This is a genomic window from Rhizobium sp. BK275, assembly GCF_014193555.1.
Lineage (GTDB): Bacteria > Pseudomonadota > Alphaproteobacteria > Rhizobiales > Rhizobiaceae > Rhizobium.
The window spans coordinates 514,351-533,289 of record NZ_JACHZL010000005.1; the positions used below are offsets into that span (position 1 = coordinate 514,351).

9 protein-coding genes and 1 pseudogene are annotated in these 18,939 nt (G+C 59.4%); 3 read left to right on the plus strand and 7 right to left on the minus strand.

Annotated features, from left to right (window positions below; all coding sequences use genetic code 11):
- Positions 1-5 precede the first annotated feature (5 nt).
- On the plus strand, positions 6-2,924 hold the full coding sequence (locus FHT82_RS18750) for a J domain-containing protein (RefSeq protein ID WP_183734094.1): 2,919 nt from the start codon (positions 6-8) through the stop codon (positions 2,922-2,924).
- A gap of 153 nt (positions 2,925-3,077) precedes the next feature.
- Here FHT82_RS18750 and FHT82_RS18755 read toward each other — a convergent pair.
- A pseudogene (locus FHT82_RS18755) lies at positions 3,078-3,302 on the minus strand (LysR substrate-binding domain-containing protein); the annotation flags it as partial.
- 162 nt (positions 3,303-3,464) lie between these two features.
- Here FHT82_RS18755 and FHT82_RS18760 point away from each other — a divergent pair.
- Positions 3,465-3,770 carry a hypothetical protein gene (locus tag FHT82_RS18760; RefSeq protein ID WP_183734098.1) on the plus strand — a complete coding sequence of 102 codons (306 nt, stop codon included), beginning with the start codon at positions 3,465-3,467 and terminating at the stop codon, positions 3,768-3,770.
- A gap of 235 nt (positions 3,771-4,005) precedes the next feature.
- Here FHT82_RS18760 and FHT82_RS18765 read toward each other — a convergent pair whose 3' ends face one another.
- On the minus strand, positions 4,006-4,866 hold the full coding sequence (locus FHT82_RS18765; RefSeq protein WP_183734101.1) for a helix-turn-helix domain-containing protein: 861 nt from the start codon (positions 4,864-4,866) through the stop codon (positions 4,006-4,008).
- 135 nt (positions 4,867-5,001) lie between these two features.
- Here FHT82_RS18765 and FHT82_RS18770 point away from each other — a divergent pair, with 135 nt between their 5' ends.
- Entirely contained in the window at positions 5,002-5,850 is an 849-nt protein-coding gene (locus tag FHT82_RS18770) for an N-acyl homoserine lactonase family protein (protein WP_183734104.1), read from the plus strand.
- 154 nt (positions 5,851-6,004) lie between these two features.
- On the opposite strand, the gene ltnD is transcribed toward FHT82_RS18770, so the two are convergent.
- From ltnD to FHT82_RS18795, 5 genes are all read right to left on the minus strand, one after another.
- The gene (gene ltnD, locus FHT82_RS18775; protein WP_183734107.1) at positions 6,005-6,883 is read right to left on the minus strand and encodes an L-threonate dehydrogenase; all 879 of its coding nucleotides are present in this window, start codon (positions 6,881-6,883) and stop codon (positions 6,005-6,007) included.
- 305 nt (positions 6,884-7,188) lie between these two features.
- Positions 7,189-11,898 (minus strand): hypothetical protein, encoded by a 4,710-nt coding sequence (locus tag FHT82_RS18780; RefSeq protein ID WP_183734109.1) that lies wholly within the window; start codon positions 11,896-11,898, stop codon positions 7,189-7,191.
- Positions 11,899-11,914: 16 nt separating this feature from the next.
- A complete protein-coding gene (locus FHT82_RS18785; protein WP_210276808.1) occupies positions 11,915-16,156 on the minus strand; it encodes a hypothetical protein in 4,242 nt (1,413 codons plus the stop codon).
- 593 nt (positions 16,157-16,749) lie between these two features.
- Positions 16,750-18,060 carry an ATP-binding protein gene (locus tag FHT82_RS18790; protein ID WP_183734110.1) on the minus strand — a complete coding sequence of 437 codons (1,311 nt, stop codon included), beginning with the start codon at positions 18,058-18,060 and terminating at the stop codon, positions 16,750-16,752.
- Positions 18,053-18,802 (minus strand): response regulator transcription factor, encoded by a 750-nt coding sequence (locus tag FHT82_RS18795; RefSeq protein ID WP_183734112.1) that lies wholly within the window; start codon positions 18,800-18,802, stop codon positions 18,053-18,055. The genes FHT82_RS18790 and FHT82_RS18795 overlap by 8 nt, the downstream gene beginning before the upstream one ends.
- Between the last annotated feature and the right edge of the window lie 137 nt (positions 18,803-18,939).

Consider the following 18,939-nt stretch of genomic DNA (forward strand, 5'->3'; position numbering starts at 1 on the left):
CAGCCATGATCGAATCTTTTTGGACTCTATTGGATATTGAACCCACACGGGACGAAGACGACATTCGCAAAGCTTATGCGCGGCGGCTTAAAGTCTTTCGGCCTGATGTAGATCCCGAAGGTTTTCAGCGCCTGGTTGGAGCGCGCGATGCTGCGCTTGCCTGGGCAGAAGCCTGGGTCGCGAGAATGCCGGCAACCAATCGGCAGATCAGTGAAGAGAAGAGGGAAGACGCGGCCGACCCGACATCCAGATCTCGTCCAAAGCCGGGCGACGCGAGCTCAGATCGCTCTGAGATTGACCATAGCGTCGAGAGATCTGCTGCATCGCAACTTCAGGATGTCCAGCGAGAGAGCGCCGACCGCGATGACCGCCTTGCCGTAGCCGAGTATGAGAAACACTGCAATACCACCGTCGATCCGACTTTCGGAGCAGTCCAGCCCAATGAGATCCCAACACAGAGCGAACTGGAGGAGCTTGTATTAAGGCGGCTGGACGACATCATGCAACCGGCCAGGCGTGGCAGAATGTCCGCAGATGTCGATGTCTGGGACGTGCGCACCTGGAACGATTTGTTCAACCGGGCTGCAAGTCTCGACCTGAAAAGCCATAAGCGGTTTCACGACACGATCGGTCGCTACTTCGTCAACTTTCTGCCCGACGGGCGAACGCGGACTTTTGAAGGCCTGCGGGATTTTGCGGCCGGCCACGGTGTGACTGCCGTGATCGAGGCAATCGAGCAGGAATGCCGGTTCGCCGAACAGCCGGGGAAGCTTGTCGATCTCAGCGGCCAGGACGCCGCGATGACATATCTCTCATGGCTGGCGGACGCGCAGTCGGGGCGGGACGTCATCAATCGTCGTTCCGCCGGGAAGCCAGCCTATGTCGACCAGACCACCGGCATTCCGATTTTTCCGCACGATGATCGCCTGGCTGCGTTGGGCAGCGAACAACTGGTCGCGTTTCACGATCTTGCCATCAGGCAGCGCAGGTGGCCCTTTCGGTTCGACTGGCTGGCGATGTTCGTTCCCGCGGAGAAATTGGTGGCAGCAGGCTGGACGCGGCTGGGCCTGGTCTTGCTGGGCGTAACGGTGCTGCTGGCCGCAATGGGCCTCAAGGCGGCAACGCCTGCTGAATTGATTGCGGTGCTCGTCAGCATATTCTTTTTGCTGACGGCAAGGCCCGTCATTGCGGCCTATTCGACGCGGCTGGCTGTCCGCGCTTCGATAAAGCGGGTCATGGACGCGGACAAATTGTTCCTTTGGCACCGAAGGGATCGTTTGAGCGTTGTCGTAAATCGACAGCAACGCACCGCGCGCATCGCCCGGATCATTGAAATTGCAGCCTCCTTGGTCGTGGTTGTCCCTTTTGCCCTCCATCTTTGGATGAGTTGGCAGATCCGTAACGATCTCGATAGACCGGTGGAAGCCGTCGTCTCGGAAACGGTGATCTCGGCATTCGAAGGCGTTGCGGACAACGACAGTATCCCTGCCGGTGACCTGTTCGATTTCCTTGCTCGCGTTCGCGAGGCCGAAGCAGAAGGCTTCGCCGGCCGAGGCAATGGGACGTCGGTGACCGTGCGTGACATCAGCGACATTTCCTGGCTCGTAGGATTGCGCTCGAACCGCGATCGGATGCTCGGGAAGGCCTTGCTCAATCCCCGCGAAGATCCGCGCCCGCGGGAAATTTCAGCGACCGAGGCCATGGAGCGGCAGCGCAAGCTGCACGCGATTGCCGACGCCTATCGGACCGCGACCCCGGCGGAGCGCATTCAGCTCGAATTTGGTTTTTATTCCTGGAGACAGCTGCTTCAGGCGGCAAAGGGTCCGCAGGCTACGGCGGCGATCTGGGCAACCATCCCGCCACGCGGTCCCAATCAGGACGCTTTCGCAGAGGAAATGCGCAAGCAGTTGCTTGGCAGCCTCTTGTCCGGCGCAATCGACAATAACGATCGCGACGAAACGAACCAATTGATTGCAAAGCTCCACTGGTTGCTGACAGTGCCAGACGGCGCCTTTCCATATATGAAGCTGACGGCTCAAACGGAGGCTGACCTCAAGGCGGAGGAGGCGATTATTAGCATCAACCGCGGCCAGGGGATATTCAGTTTTCCTCTTTCCATCGACCCGCTGCAACAGGCTCTTAAGACGAGCGGCTACACAAATTCGCAGATAAGCGTCGACCACTTTAACTCACCGGCCTATTTCGAGAACGTCATGGGCCGCGACGAGCCGCACTTCGAGGAGTCGAACCTGCCGTGGTCGGATTTTGTGCTGACACGTCGAACCTATTTTCAGACCGCCAAGGCCTGTCTCGACATGAGCGACGAACAATCCCGATTGAGAATACGACAGATCATCATTCACTCGCTGGCCACCCTTCCCCGCAAGTTCGGTGCAACTGCAGCGGACTTCTGGCAGAATTCAACGCGCGCACTCCTGGCCGAGCCGCAGTGCTACCGCAAGTTTTTCGCGTCCACGGCCAACGAAATGTCGCGGTGGAAATATTCTTCCAACACCGACACTCTGTATGAGAATGCCGCAAGAGATTTGAGGAAGTTTGTTACGACCGTACCCAATGCGGACGCAGCAGCGGCAGCAAAAGCATTTGTCGACGGCGTTGCCGATAAGGAACAAATTGGAGCCTACATTTCTTACGAGCGGGACAACCTGCTGGAAACGGCTCACACGCTGTTGGGCGCGGAGGCCTATGCGAGACGTGATTATCGCGGAGCGATACTTCATTTCGATCTTGCTCTAAGCTATCAATCTGTTTGCAACGAGGCACGCGCTCGCCGGGGGCAAGTATTGGATGCTATCGGCGAGCACAAGCGTGCAATCGCCGACTATAAAGCGGTGTTTGATAAGGAATCTGGTTGCAATCAGGATAGGCTTGCCGACCTGCGTCGGGCGCTCGGCGCCTATTGAATCGAATGCGTTATGTCGGATGTGATCGTCAGCCGAGAGGCCACGGATTGATGACGTTCAAGCTCCGCTTCAAGAGGGCTTCAGTCACGAGCGTGCTGGTGAGTTGATTGAATCTTCCTTCGGCGCTGCTGCTTTAAGAGATCTTTTAGAGCCGCGGTTCAGTAGATCCTGCGTCCATTCGCGAATGAAGCCGATACGAAGGCCGGCGGAGACCACCGACACCAGCGAAAAGGTGTCGTCGCAGGTGTAGGTGACATTGTCGGTCAGATCGTGCTCCTCGAACTTTTCCGCAAAACACCGCTCGCTGTGGGAGAGATTCTGGCGGGAGAAAGAGATGATTTTCTCATCCCGCAGATCCTCGATGTCGATGCCTGCCTCCACAGGCTGGTGAAAGCCGACATTGCCGGCTGTCATGCCATTGGGCAGGTCAACCATAGGGGTCGATATCCAATCAATAGGGATGGGTTGTATAAAGTTTGAGTTGACCGCTTCCGATGGCGAGGCGACATTCGCACCTGTGGCAAGGCAGGAGGAAAAACAATGGGCGAGTCGGACAGTTGGCGCCATATGGCAAGCGCACCAAAAGACGGCAGTCGAATCCTCGTCACGATACGCCCATCCGAACAGGGGCCGGCAGAAGTTGACCTCGCGTATTGGTCGAAAGGCGATCAGTTTGCGGGAGAAGGCTGGCGCGCATCGGATTCTTCGCCCGGACAGGTCATCGAATATGCCGAGCCGGAATTGAAGTGTTGGATGCCGATGCCGTCGGCCAACCTCAATCGCACCTCAATGCCCTCGCCCTGGGAAGGCGATGACGACCAGAACCTCGACGGGTCGGGGATTTAGAGCTCGCCCCGCATAACAACGGTTCCTGCCTCCGCAAAGACCGCTGAAAGTGACGATGACGTTCGCCATGGTCTGAAGTCGATCCAGAAATCCGCCCGTTTGGACCGAAGATGCGAGTGATCGGTCGCGACATCAGCGTTCGTGTTCGCACAAGGCGCTGCAGGGCTTAAGGCTCTGTCCACCTTCGACGGCGCGTCTCCCCCAGGACGGCTCTGCAGTTTACAGACTTTGGATGCTATTCCCGCCCTGTTGGGCTGGTCCCAAAACTCTCGCGAAACCGGCGGGAAAAGTGCGAACGCGACACGTAGCCCGCTGCCTCTGCGGCGGCGATTGCAGTAGCGCCGGATGTGATTGCGTGATGCGCAGCCTTCAGGCGCTCGCGCCGCAAGATTGCACGGAAGGAGGTGCCGTCTGTGGCCAACCGACGTCGCAGCGTGGACGCTCCAATTCCGAGTTTTCCTGCGACATCAGAAACGTTCCAAGCCTGCGAAGGGGCCGTTGCGATCAGCCAGGCGATGTCGTCCGACAGGCTTTGTCTGAAGAGTGGCCGTGCCTCGGCAAGTGGCCGCAATAGCGCCAGAACCTCTGTCAGCCTGAGCCGTTTGATCGTTTCGCCGACGCTGACATCGGCGATCGTGGAGGCGGCGTGACCAATCGTCTCGACGAGATCGATACTCAGTGGCACGGCGTCGAGATCGACGGCACTACGGGCGCGCTCCGCAACGGACAACGGCGGAATGCCCTCCGGCAGGAACGGCACGTCAAGCCGCAACGCTGCGTAGACGCCCGTTTTATCGTCTGGAATGTTGACGACGTCCATCGGCACACCACCGGGCAACACGAAGAGCGAGCCGGCCGGGAAGGACCGGGTGCGATCGCCAAGCCACACGTCCTTCTGGCCGTAAAGCACGACGCAGATCATGGGACAATCAAGCCGAAGAGCTGCCACCCGTTCGCGGTCGAAGCAACAATAGGCGAAAAGCTGCTCGCCATAAGGATGCATTCCCACATCGAGCTTTCCCGCCACCACGGGGCGGAGTCGATCGAGCAGGCGGTGGGAAAGCTCGTAACGTCGGTCGCGTATCATCAAGTTCATGAGCGCAATGTATGAGAAGGCGCGGCAGGAAAAAATACCGCGGGTGAGCGTTTCGGGCTCAAGTGATCACAAATCCGGCGCATAGCGTGCGACGGAGGACGGCACAAGGAGGGTCTTCGACACAAGGAGACCTTCATGAAGACCTTCAAATTTGCGCTTGCGATCGGGGCAACGGTCGCATCGCTGTCTTTCGCCTCAACGCCGACACGCGCTGCTCCGGACCTGGAACTCTGGCGTCTCGATTGCGGCGACGTCGTCGTCAAGGATTTGTCGATGTTTTCGGACACCTTCGCTTCTGCCGGCAAGAAGGGCGTGCTGACGGATAGCTGCTACGTGATCCGCCACGGCGGCGACTACCTGCTGTGGGACACCGGGCTTCCTGCCGGCCTCATCGGCAAGGCACTGGATCAGGATGCACCGATCGGCGTCTCGCTCAATAGCGACATCCCGACCCAATTGAAACAGATCGGCATCAAACCGGAGCAAATCGCAACCGTCGGCATCAGCCACAATCATTTCGACCATCTCGGGCAGGCCGCGACCTTTTCGAAAGCCACGCTGATGATCGGCGCCGTCGACTGGCAGACTTTTCACGACAATCCTCCGCCCTTCGCGGTCGTACCGGATCTCGTCAAACCCTGGCTCGATGGCAGGGCGAAACTCGACCTCGTGACAGGCGACCGTGACGTCTTCGACGACGGTTCCGTGATCATGCTGTCGATGCCCGGTCATACGAAAGGGGAAGCCGCCCTCCTGGTAAAGCTTGCAAAGATGGGGCCGGTCCTGCTTTCCGGCGATGTCGTGCATTTCGAGGATAATCTCGTCACTCGCGGCGTGCCGGGTTTCAATGAAAACCGTGCCGACACACTTGCATCGATGGAACGCCTCGAGGCGATTGCAGCCGGGCTGAACGCAACGCTCGTCATCCAGCACGATCCCACCCATATTTCCCGCCTGCCGGCCTTCCCCGAAAGCGCTAGATAAGCGACACAGATGCCATTGGCACAGGGTCACAATTGCCGCCGGCATCAACATGCCGGTGGCATCAACATGCCGGTGGCAGCAACCCGGTCGAGCTCGTCAACATCGTTCCCCGTGTCTCGTCCGTCGGCCGTGTCGCGCAATTGCTTCCACGATTTCACTGCCGTTCGGTGATCAGACTGTAGAGACGTGCGACCGAGGCATCATCGTCTTGCTCCATTCCCGCAGCGGCAGTCATCAGAAACAGTTGCAGGGCCTCTGCTGCCATTGGCGTCGGGAACCGCAATTCTCTGGCGATGTCGCCGACGATGCCGAGATCCTTGGTGAATATGCCGACGGCGCTGCGTGGCGCATAGTCCTCGTCAAGCACATGGGGGATGCGGTTTTCGAACATCCAGGAATTACCGGCCGACTTGGTGATGACCTCGTAGACTTTCGTCAGATCCAGACCAAGCCTCTTGGCAAAAGAGATGGCCTCACATGCCGCAGCAATATGCACTCCCGCCAGAAGCTGGTTGACGATCTTAAACGATGTTCCAATGCCCGCCTCGTCGCCGAGCGTGTAGACGGTTTCGGCGACCATATCGAGCGCCGGTTTTGCCGCTGCGAAAGCCTGCGGAGATCCGGACGCCATGACCGTCAGCCTGCCTTCCGCCGCCTTCGCGGCTCCCCCGCTGATCGGAGCATCAAGATAGTGAAACCCCTTTTCCTCAACCCTTGCGGCGAAGTCTCGTGCATCCTTCGGCGCGAGCGTAGCACAGGAAACGATCGCCGCGCCTTTGTTCAAATCCCTGATGATGCCTTCAGGGCCAAACATCACCTCTTCGGTCTGTTTCGCGTTGACGAGAACCAGGAAGACAACGTCTGCGTCCCGAACCGCATTCGCCAATGTATCACCGGACCTTCCTCCTGCGGCCTCGAAGGCGGCCCGGACGTCAGCTCGAATATCGTAACCGCGTATGGATGCTCCACGCGCCAGAGCCGATCTGGCCATGCCCATTCCCATCGAGCCAAGGCCCACAACCGCAATATCCATTGAACAATCCCTCCGTATTTTGACGTTCGAATTTCCCGCCGAATGCCTGAACCCGGTGGCTTGCAGTCAGAACTGGGAAACCGGAACCGCGATCACTGAAAACCAGCTGCATACTGCTGCCGCAATGGCCACTTTGGTGAGTGGTACCAGATCGATTGCTGAACGGTCGACGGAAAAAGCCAGCGCGTCGGAGGGGCATTTCCCCGCATCCGAGCTGCGCACGTCATTGTCGATATCATGCGAGGGCGGGCGAGCACGGAACGGAAGCCGAGGCGCTCCATCGCGTGCCGCCGATGAGCATCCGATCAGACCCCTGTTTCGAACAGCGCTGCATACACCAGCCGTTCTTCGATCACCCGGCGATTGAAGACCGCATTGCCGCGCCGTTCCGGAACGGTGCTGTCGGTGTAATAGCGTTCGAATTCACGCAGCATCAGCCGCGCCGGTTTGCCGCCGGTATCGGGCAGCGTCAGCGAAACCGACCATATTTCCGGATCGAGGAAGCCCGGGAGTATGACGGTGGGGTCAAGCACTGCATCTGTTGCTGCCGAGAGGTCCAGCGACGAGGACAGGGAGATGGCACTGCCTGCACGCGGCTCGACCGTCCGCGCGCCAGGTGCAGCAGCGGCCGGAAGGGCAAAGATGCCGCCCGGATTGATGCCTGGCGTCACCAACGGGTTGTCGCTCGCGTCACCACCGACGATCGCGCTCGCCAGGACGCTTTGGTCGCGCCAGGCCAGATCGGAATCGATCTCCGGGTCACGGGTCTGAAGCACCAGCTCGACGCGGTTGCGGCCGGTCTCGTGGACGCCGCCGATAAACGATATATTTGTGTACTCCGAATCGACAGGAAACTTCATCGGTCCAAAATGAGGCACCCTGCCCGTGAGCTTGAGGCTGATCTGGTTGCCGGTCATTTGAAAGTTGGCCTTGCGTCTGGGCAGAACCTGCGCGAACTCGGTCATCACCACTTTTGAAATCTTGGCGGATGACAACGCGTTGGGTTGGTAGCGTACCAGCGCAAGCCGGACAAAGGGCGTATAGGCAACGCCCGGATCGAGTTCGATATCGCAATACCACAGATGCCGGTCTGCATCCCAGTGGACCCGATGGCCGATCACTTCGACAAAGTTGCCGTCCGGATGTTCCTGAAGCTTGAGCTGCTCGGACGTCACGCGTGCTGCGAAGTCGCTGGCACTTGTCTTGGTCTTCGGCAGATCCGTATCCCAGAGCGGGTCCAGGCCCCATTGGGTCACGACGGGTTGCATCTTGGCCGGAATATCTGTGAAGCGGGCATTCTCGCCAAAGATGACGACGCCGAGAAGTTCGCCGTCCCCGGAGGTGAACCAGGGTCGGTCGAGCCAGACGCGCAGGCCGTTGCCGACGCGGGTGACCTGCTGACCGGCGGCAGTGGTTGTGCGTGTCCAGCGGAACGTCGGCACGACGTAAAGCACACGCGGATCATCCGGTGGGGCACTGGCGAGTACGAGCGTCTGGCCGGTGTCGCCTGCGGGATCGGTAAGAACCGGAGCTCCCGCATCGTCGTCAGCGGCAAGCTTGACGGGTGCGCCGGTGGCGACCGGGCCAAGGCGGGTGACAAGATCGCGGACGGCGAAAAGTGACGGTGGCAGATATTCGCGGAAGCGCGTCGTGGCACGCAGGCGATAATGGATCAATCGGAATTTCGTGTCGCCGAATTCATGGCGGTTCGCCGGGGCTCGCGGCCGAGCCGGATCATGGACCTGGCTATTGATGGCATCATCGAGATTGAATTCATTCTCGTGGTTTTCGGCAAGCTGGATCTCGCCGAGCTGGCCCTTGCCGACAATCCGCTCCGGTTCGGGCTTGCTGAGATCGTCGACCCATTCGTGCCAATCCGCCTCGATCTCGAACTTGCCGGTCGAAGGACCGTGCAGCCGAACGATACGGGAATGCAGATCGGTGAATTTCGAGCCCGGTTCTCGAAAGTTGGAGAACGCAATGAGTTCGGGCAGGCAGACCGGCTGCTGCGTGGCATGCACCATAACCAGATTGCGGAACGGCGTCAGGAGCCAATTGGCACCCATAACGGCCATGCCGGAAGCGAATTTGCGCTCTGCCGTGCTCAACGTCCAATGGGGCACACCGAACGTTTCGATCAAATGGGGATCTGCAAAACTCGAATAGACGAGCCGCACGATCCGTCCCTTGGCAACAAAAAACGTCAGTGTTCTCTCGTTCTCGTCCCATTTCGGCGCGCCGTCGTCAACGAATGCTTCCTTGCAAGGCAATTCCGTCAGATCCGCCTTTCTCTCGGCAACAATCAATCGGAAACCGCGGCTGTGCGGCCAATCCTCCTGGTTCGCCACCATGAGCACCAGTTCCTGATTGGGAGCGCGGCGCACCACGCAGCTTGGCCCGAGGATCATTTCGGTGACGACGCCAGGCAGCACGTGTCCGGCGGCGGCGCGCAGCGCGATACCGGCCGCCGCCGCGTCCGGCAGATAAGGGGTTTCAACCGTCGCTTCACGATGAATGACATATTGGCCGGCGGAAAGGCGGTCGCCTTCCGGATTGTCCGGCCCGGGCAGTGCCGGCGGCACGGCGTTGGTCTTGGCGATTTCGGTAAGCGAGGTAGGTGTGATCAGTTCGACTTGTGCGCCGGCTTCGGCATCGTAAAGCGTGCCTGCCTCACGAGCCGCGATTTCGTAGCCTTTCTTGATGGTCAGGGGGTCGGCAAAGAAAGGGTCGAAAAGGCCGTGCTGCTCACATTGCTGCTGCGAGGATTTCGGCGGCACCAAGTGACGCTCGTTGAGCGCTCTATATTCGAAGTCCTGCGATTCCGGCTTGGCGATGGCCGCGGAAAAATCCGCTGTGCCGAGATAGGCATCCGTGTCGCTGTCGAAGTTGCTGCGTACCACCATGCGTTCGAGAGATTCGCCTTCGCTCACCCGGTGACGCTGCACCAGCGCCGGTGGATCGATTGGCTCGAAGCGCCAGTAACCGACGGCATCGGTTGCCTGTTCGAGTTCACCGAGGGTCTGATCGTCCTTTTCGAGGCTATTACCGGCGCTGTCGACCAGGCGGGCTCTGAAACGATAGAGCTGGCCGAACCGCAACTTCGGCAATGAGCCCTTGGCAGCCTTGAACTGGGCGGCGATCCCATTGCCGTCGGCTGCCTCGTCGGTGATCACAGCGTGCTGTTCACTTTGCAGCTGCGTATCCTTGACCGGAGCGGATCGCAGCACCAGGCCCGGACGCGGGGCGCTGAGGCTCCAGCCGGTCCAGCGGAACAGCGACTCGTGCAGATAATAATCGTCGGGATCCACTCCGTCGCTCGCAGTGCTTGTTGTCGAAGCGCCTGAGACATAACCTTCGTCGGGAGGCAGAGGCAGCGACGTACCGGATTTGATCAACCGGTAGTCGCCGACGCGGGCGCAAAGCGAGAACCATTTGCTCGGCGTAACCTCATCCTTGACGGGAGAGACATCAACCCGGAAGCCGCGTATCACGTCCTCTGCAAAAAACACGATCTTGTTGCCGTTGGCCGATTCGACAGCCTGATTTTTCAGGGCGGCGGCAGCGGCATCGGCGGCAACTTGTGCCGCCCGGCCGTGACGAGATACACCAAGGCCGCCGGAGCGCAAGGCAGCAACAGCCTGCTTGTCGCCGGTCGTATAGGTCACCTCGCCATCGATCTGGCGCAGGCTGAGACTTTTGCCGACAAGGTTTTGTGCGCTGAGAGTGAAGCCCACCGTCTTGTGCACGGCCCCATCCGGGTCGACCTGATAGACGTCGAACAGACCGGGCTTGTCCTTTTCAACCAGACCCCAGTTATCGTCCGAGGCCTCGAGCCTGAGCAGGCCGCGCTGGAAGTCACCGCTGCGCGGCCGGGTGAAAAAGCGCTCCTTGTCGTCCTGCCAGGCCGTGCGTGGCGTGGTATCATCATTCGGGTCGTGGCCGCCCGGCAGGCTGACCAGCAGCGACATCAGCCCCTTGCCAATGCCGCCGCCGGCGGCGATGGCCTGGTCGAATGGCCCATCGTCTTCGATCACGCAATCGATCAAAAGCCCGAGCGCACGCAGCAGGGATGGATAGTCTGCATACGAAGCGACGATCCGGTGAAAATCGAAATCGGGCACTTTCGGCGGTGCCGGAATATCGGCATAGGACGGACGGCGCATGGCGCGCTCCGCAGCACTCGGCGGTTCACGGTTGTAAAAACGGTTGGCTTGATAGTAGGCATATTCGTCCGCGCTGGCGAACTGATCCATGAGCGAGGCGTCCGGCGCGCCGACAAGCGGCGTGTTGGGTCCGCCGGGCCGCGGGTTGAACCAGTCGGCCGGCAGGGTGCGCCGGACGACCTGCCCGGCCACTGAAGGACTTCCGCTTTCCTCTGCATCGATCGCGGCAACCGGGGTGCGGTATAGTCCACCGGGTCCGAAAACCACATCATTCAGGAAGTTCTCGATCGACCTTCCGTTTTCCGCCTCGCCGAAAAAGCGCGAAAATCCGGGCAAGGCAACTTCAATCGGGCGATCGCCCAGATTGAATTTCTGCGTTCGCGTGCCAATGCCGGTCAACATCTCCTTGAGATCGGGATGTGCGTCTTTCCAGGGCAGCAGGGTCGGATGGTTCGAGGCCGCCTGCACGGCAAGCCGCCCATAGTGGCGTCGGAGGAATTTGAGCACGTTGCGGACCTGGAACGAGCGCAGATTGACTTTGCTCATGTCTTTGAACTGGAAGCCGGCCACCGGGGTCGCGGTACCGAACAGTTGCTTCCAGAGATCGGAATCACCCAGATTCAAGGGTCTCAGCGGAACCTCGGCAGCCCCTACCCTAAGCCCGAATTTCGCATCTGCCATCAGCGCCGGCCAGTCGAGAAATTCCGGAAACGCCTTGAGAACCTGCTCGTCGGCTGCCTGCGGCCGAAGCCTTGGAGAAACAGATATCGTCACCCGGCGCCTGCCGCTATTCGGCCCGTCGGTAAAACGCCCATGAGGCAGAACCGTCCAAAGAAGTGTCTGGGTTGCCATCGATTATCCTCCCCGCTCAGGCAAAAGCTTCGCAATGGTCGCGCCATGCATATTCAGTATCGGCATCGATCTGGCCGAGTTCCTGATCCAGCGGGACAGTGGGATTAAAGCCGAGCATCTCGCGCAGGCTCGGATCGCCGTTGGCGCCCGAGAATTTGCGTTCGCAGGTTATCGTTACGCTACCGGAGAAAATAAACACCGATATCTCGATCGTCAGTTGCGCCTTGCCGACACATTTGCCCGACTGGAACTCGTAACGAAGCTCCAGATAGAGTTCGAGCGAGGCCGTGATGATGCCGAGCACGCTGACATGGCCGCCGAGCCGGAAATAGCCGGTGAGCGAGGCGGCGTCCTGTTCCATGCGGAAATAAATGCCGGCCATGACATGCACGCCACCCGAGGCGACACCGAGATCGATGGAAATGCTGGCGCCGAACTCGAACGACGCCTCGAGGATCTGGACACCGTGCGGATCGATGGTGACACCAAAGAAGCCGCCGCCGCCGAACATGTAGACCGTAAGGCAGAACGGCTGCTCGCGGGTGCAGAAGTTGAAGCGGACGCTGAGCGGCTGACCGATGAAGGGCACGGTAAACCCGGCGCCAAGACCCAGATTGCTCAGACTCATCACCCCGATGCTGATGCTGGGCAATGTGACCGAGAAGCCGGCATCGATGCCCTTGGTCGAGATATCGAGATAAGGCGGGTCGCTGAAACCATCGAGCGGGATGAGGTCGCGCAAGGTTTCGACAAAACTCAACGGACCGACGAACTTGATGTCGTTGAGCAGCACATCGACATCCATCTTGGCGGCACTGTCGATGGAAAATTCAATTTTCTCGAAGTTCAGCTCGAGAAAGCTGGCAGGCGCAATCAGCACGAGATCAAAATGCTTGAGGCCGCAGGAGACACTGATCTTGGGTGCCGAAGCACCGTTTTTCTTGACCTTGGCTTCCACAGCAATCAGGAAACCATGTTTGTCGTTGGCTCGAAACAGCGCCTTGTCAGGCGTGTGTGCCGTTCCCGGCAGCCACCAGCTGTCGATTTCCGGGTTCCAGTCGAAGCGAATTGTCAGTTCCTCGCCGACAAGCCCTTCTATCAGTTTGAGCAGATCGGCAATGCCCCCGAGGACCTCTTCGACGGCGGTCATCGCGTCGACAATGACCTTGCGCGGGGCACCGTCAAGCAGATCGAAACCGCTCACGGTCGTCTTGAGCGGACCGATGGCAGCAGCCACCGCCTCGACCCGGGTTTTCAGCGTCGCCGGATCGGAGAACAGGGCTTCGATCTGACTTGGATCGCCAACAATGGCTTCCAGCGCGTCGAACAGCGCCTTTCCCTGTGCCACAAGCACGGGCAGGGTCTGAAGGTCTTCAAGAACCGTATCGAGCTGGGCAACAAAGCCGAGAAGGCTCTGGCGGATACCTGATGGCAGATTGACGCCGCCGATATTCGCGTTAGCCGCGGTCTTGAGGTCGGCTAAGTGGGCACGGGCCGTCGCGATACTCACCGGGATATTGGTGAGATCCGGAGCTGTGGCGGCGCCATTGACGACGAGCGAGGCGAGAGCCTGCAATTTGGCTGCGACATCGTTGAGCGCCGTCATGAGCTGGTTGGCGGCTGCCTCTACAGGGGTAATTTGCGCGGCAGCATAGGCTTTTGCCTGCGCAAGCAGATCGTTCAGCGATGCCTTGAAGGCCGACATTGCAGCATCGCCGATGCTGCTTGGCTGCGAAGCGATGCCTTCAATGAAAGAATAGAGACGCACCAGGCCGTTGATGAAGGATTCGACCTGGGTGCTGGCTTCGCTGCCGAACTTCGGAATTTTTTCCGGCGAGTCGACGAGATTTGCAACGGCCTCGATGACTTCGCCGAGCGGAATGCAGCCGAAGAGCAAAGGCAAAGGCAGATCGCTGATCGACGTCGGGAAGCCACCGCCGGCAGGCACTTTGCCTTCGATAAACTGGCCGACATCTCCCATGACCGGACCGGCAAAACGGGACAAGGCGTTCGGCTTCAAATTAGGCTGGACAAAACCGCCCGACCGATCGCCTTGCGACGAAAAATCGAGCTTGGCCATGTTGGGATCGTTCTTTACGTCGGCAAAGACCTCGCCGACATTGGTGTCGAAGCCCTTCTTGAGATAGAACGCGTTCCAGACCAGAGCGTTCGATTTGGTGCTGCCGCTGAGATGGGCGAGCGCACCGATGCGAGCCCGTGTCTCAGCGACCTTGGGGAAAAATACCGGCCGGTTGAGCCCGTTGCTGAAATTGCGCAGTGTCTGGTTGTTGGCCTCAACCTCGCCGCCAAAATCGATCTCCTCGACCTGGACCGATGTATCGCCGGCCTTGACGCTCGTGGCCATCGCAACACGCTGCAGATTGAGACCAGCCGTATGTTTGGGGCCGGCATTGGTATAGCTCTGGTTCGCGATGGCTGCATTGGTTTCCGCCGCGGTAAAATCAGGAACGAGCTTGCTGCTGCCCGGGTTCAGAATACGCGGACATGCCAACGTGTTATCCATGAAAATCATCGGCAGATCAAAAGCCACGCGCCGCCCATCGAGATCGGTTGCGATGAACTGGAATTTAAATGGCTGGCCATTGACATTGGGCCAGAACATACGCTGCCCGAATCCGGCGACGTCCGAAGCCGTCGGCTGATCGAGATTTGGCGTTACCTGCGTGAGAACCCGTATGCTGGTGAATGGGAACTGGCGGGAATAGAACACATTTCCCGCATTGTTTCGCAGCTGATCTGCACCGGGCTCCGCATAGTTGCGCTCGCGTTCGCGTACGATGAGAAACAAGCGTTGACGCAAATATGCAGCGTTGCCCGGCATCTGCTCGATGACCGGTTTGCCCTCACCGTCCTTGGCGCCGTTGTGGAACTTGCGCTCGCTGACTTTGACCAGGGAAACACGATGGCCAAAGGGGAACAGGAAGCCGCGATAGACGACACGCACATAGTGGTCTCGCCCCATGCTGGCGCGATGACCCCACTCCTCGACCGAAAGACCCGGCGGATCCCAGTTGCCGCGTGATTCAAGCCAGCCGCCAAGTGCGGTCAGCATCATCAGATTGGTATCGACGGGCTGCGGCGTGTAGTTCGACACCGAGAAGTTCGATGAAAGATGCGTAATCTGGAACCGATCGTAATCGTCGAGCGGCATACGGAAGGGAGCGGTGCTGGGCGCCGGCAGTGCGGCGGCAACAGGGACGGGCCAGCCGCTTTGCATGGACTTGGTCGAACCTTCGCCGGTCAGCGCCCAAATGGCCCGCACGGTGCGGTTGGGATCGTCATAGGGCGGCTCGATCGTCTTGCCGTTGGCATCGGGAGCGACGAGCCTGGAGTGCCAGAGTTCAGTGCGGCTTGTGGCCGGCGAGGTCGCAGGGGCTGCCGCATGGCGCCATTTTTCAGCGGCATGGGGCGACAGGATCAGCCGCCACGGCAACTCGATCGACGTCGTTAGCGCCGCGGGCAGTGCCGGACGAGGCGCACGAGGTCTGGCCGGCACGGCAATATCGATATCGAAACGATCCCGTGGCAGCGCCTTAAGCGCAGTGCCGCCCGAAAACTGGCGCGCTCTCAATGTTGCGAAATCACTTTGGACAGCAGCAATCTGGGTGCTTCGTATCGCGAAACTGGCCAAGGCGGCACGCTTTGCGGCCGGCAAGGCAGCCAACCTGCGGCTATCGAACAGATCGGTCGTGGTAAATACGCGCCGCCCCGCACCGCGAGGTCCCGCATTTGCCGCCACGTTTAGACTGAGTGCCTGACAGGCGTCGAGAACGCCCTCCAATGTATAAGGGACGTCAAAGCCATCCGGCACCTGGAACACCAGTCGCGATTCCCCGGCAATGCGCGCCCTTATCGGAGGCGCACGCGGAGTTTCGGTACCACCCGCGGGGTCCTGCTTTACCTGCTCGTCAGGCCGCTGCGCGGCAGGGTTTTGAGTTCCGGCGGGCCGGGTCTCGAAAAACGTTTCCTCGGTGATCGACTGGGGCGGAAAATGCAAAATGATATTGGCAGCTCCCGATGCCTGCTTTTTCAGCCGGGGCGGAGTCCCTGCAACGATCGTCAGATTGCGCGTCTCGATGCGCAACGCAACCAGGTCATCGGGTCTGACAACCGCATCACCCGGGCGGTTTTGCTCAAAGAGATTGCCGACAAAATCGAGCGGGCGCGGGACGAATATCGTGCCCAAATCAATACCGGTCACGGGACCGGCGATTGTGCCTGGCGTGTCCGTCAGCACGCTCGTGCCGGCGCCTCCGGCACGTATTTGAGTGAGAGATGGAGACTGCGTTCCCGCTCTAATCGGTCGTTTTACCATCATCCGCCCTCCCCGCAGCGATAGAATAACATCTGCACAGGCAGTTGCGCCCGAGACCACCAATTCCCGAAAAAAGAAAGACAATTCGACTACGAAGAAAAAGATGGAAACGAACATTCACCTTCTCACCAAACAGCAGGCGATGAGGTGAATGTTCCATTTCTTTTTCTATTGCTGCCGCGGCAAACAACATAAATCCAGGGGCAATCTACACTAAATATTAGCATAATTGCGAATGCACTATGGCTATCGGTAACGAATTCCTATCAGAGATAATTGAACCAACGAGAATGTTTCAATTTGGCTCGCAACGGCAACGGCTTCTAAAGCCTTGCAAGGAGTTCGATACCCGTGTCTGACAGATGTCTTTGATCCTGAGCTTCAATTCGGCCTGCTCATCACGCCTGGACTTGTAGACCTAAAGCGACCGATCGATCTTCAACACCGAACATGCACGTCGGACGGCGATCATTGAAGAACCTTAGATAGCAGATTGCAGATTGCCGCTTCGCCCTTCATTTCGGTATCGCGACAACAACGCTGAGACCGACGGGATTGCGCTGTCGCAACTCCAATGTGCCTTGGTGGGCGTGAACGATATCTGCGACGATCGATAGACCGAGGCCGAAGCCGCCTCCAGCACGAGACTGGTCCGACTTGAAGAACGGCTCAAGGACCCGCTCTCTAAGTTCCTGCGGAATACCGGGGCCGTCATCTTCAACGATGATCATTACGGTTTCCGGCCGCTCTGCCATCGTCACCTCGACCTTGCCTGCAAATTTAACGGCGTTGTCGCAAAGATTGGTGACGGCGCGCGTGATGGAAAGCGGCCGGCACCTGGCCAGAAGCCGGTTCGGCCCGGTGTATCGGACGGCGTGGCCGATATCGGCAAACTCGCTGCAGACCGTCTGCAGGATGCTGGCGACGTCTACGAGCTCGATCATCTCGGTCGCATAGTCGTTTCTAAGATAGTTCAGGCTCTCCACCAGGAGGCTCTCGATCCGATCGATGTCGGAAAGCAGGGCGTCTTTCTGACCGCCGTCGCCCATCCGCTCCACACGCAGTTTCAGTCGCGTCAGCGGCGTGCGCAGATCGTGGCCGATGCCGCGCAGCATCCGGGTACGGGCTTCGATCATCAGACGGATGCGCCGACGCATGCCGTTTAATGCCCGGGCCAATGCAACGATCTCGACCGTTCCCCTCTCCTCGAAAACAGGGGAACCGGTGGTGATATCGGAAACCGCCGCCGCATGGGCAATGCGCTGTATGGGTTCCGTGATCGCTCTGATCGCGAATATGAAGAAAAAACCGATCAATACGAAAAAGGCGACGAAGTAATAGGGGCCGCGTCCCAGGAACGCGCTGCTCAGCATGGAATCCGGAAAACCAGAGGTGATGACGATCGTGCCGTCGTCGACACGCGCGGCAATCACCCGCCGGTCATCGAGGAAGGTCTGCCAGCCGCCGATGGGCGGCTCGTTGTCTGGTGGAAACAACCGCGCAGCGACTATGTCCAGAAAGCTCTGATGGCTCGAAGACTGTACAAACCGGCTCGCGGTCGCCTTCGGCGTGAGTTCGATGTCCCAGCCGGCGCGACGTGCGTTGGCGAGGATGATCTGCCGATCTTCAGGCGAGGCGGGTCCGAGAAGCTCGGCGATGGCGTTCAGCTTTTCGGCGATATTCTCGAGATCCGGGGCGGCAAGATCTTCCCTGGCCCAGCGCTCCACCGCATCACCCATGGTGATGATCGTCACCAGCGCAACCAGAATGATGATGGTGATCTGGCCGCGGATCGTCATCGTGACACGATGCAGGCGTCTAAACATCGGCCTCTTCCACCCGCGCGGTAAACACGTAACCGCCAAGCCGGACCGTCTTGATGAGAAGCGGATCGCGGGGATCCTTCTCGATCTTCTGTCTGAGCCGGCTGATATGCACGTCGATGCTGCGCTCGATAGGACCGGCGAGCCCCGCATGCGTGACCGCAAGCAACTGCTCGCGCGTCAGAACCCGACCGGCATTGCGGCAAAAGGCAAGAAGCAGATCGAACTCGTGGGTGGTCATGGCAATCCTAGCCTGGGCCGGATCGTGGACCTGACGCCGGGCCGGATCAATCCGCCAGCCCTCGAAACGCAACAATCGCGGCGCGGGTTTCGCCCCCCGCTGTGCCGACAAGCCCGACCGGCGCAGGAGGCCTTTGATTCGGGCCAGGAGTTCACGCAGAACGAAGGGTTTGGTGACGTAGTCGTCCGCGCCAATCTCCAGCCCGACGATCCTGTCGATGTCGGTGCTCAAGGATGTCAGCATCAGGATTGGGATGCCGCCACCTGCGCGCAGGCGCCGGCAGAGACTGAAACCGTCTTCGCCCGGCAGCATGACATCGAGGACAACGAGATCGAAGGGCATCGCACGCATCTTCGCGTCCATCGCTGCACCGTCGCCCGCGAGCTCCGCATCCATACCCTGCTCGACGAGACTGTCCCGCAGCATTTCGGCAATCTGACGATCGTCCTCGACGATCAGGATCCTCGGCCGTTCGACGGCCGCTCGTGCGCGCTCATCAACCAATCACGCCACCTCCGTTCTTCGGCCTCATCCTTATCATGACGGGCGAGGCCGTCCTCTCCCGCGATTGTGAAGAAATGTTTCTATGACGCAGAACCCGCCGCCCAAGCAGAAACAATTCTTAACAACATCCAACACGC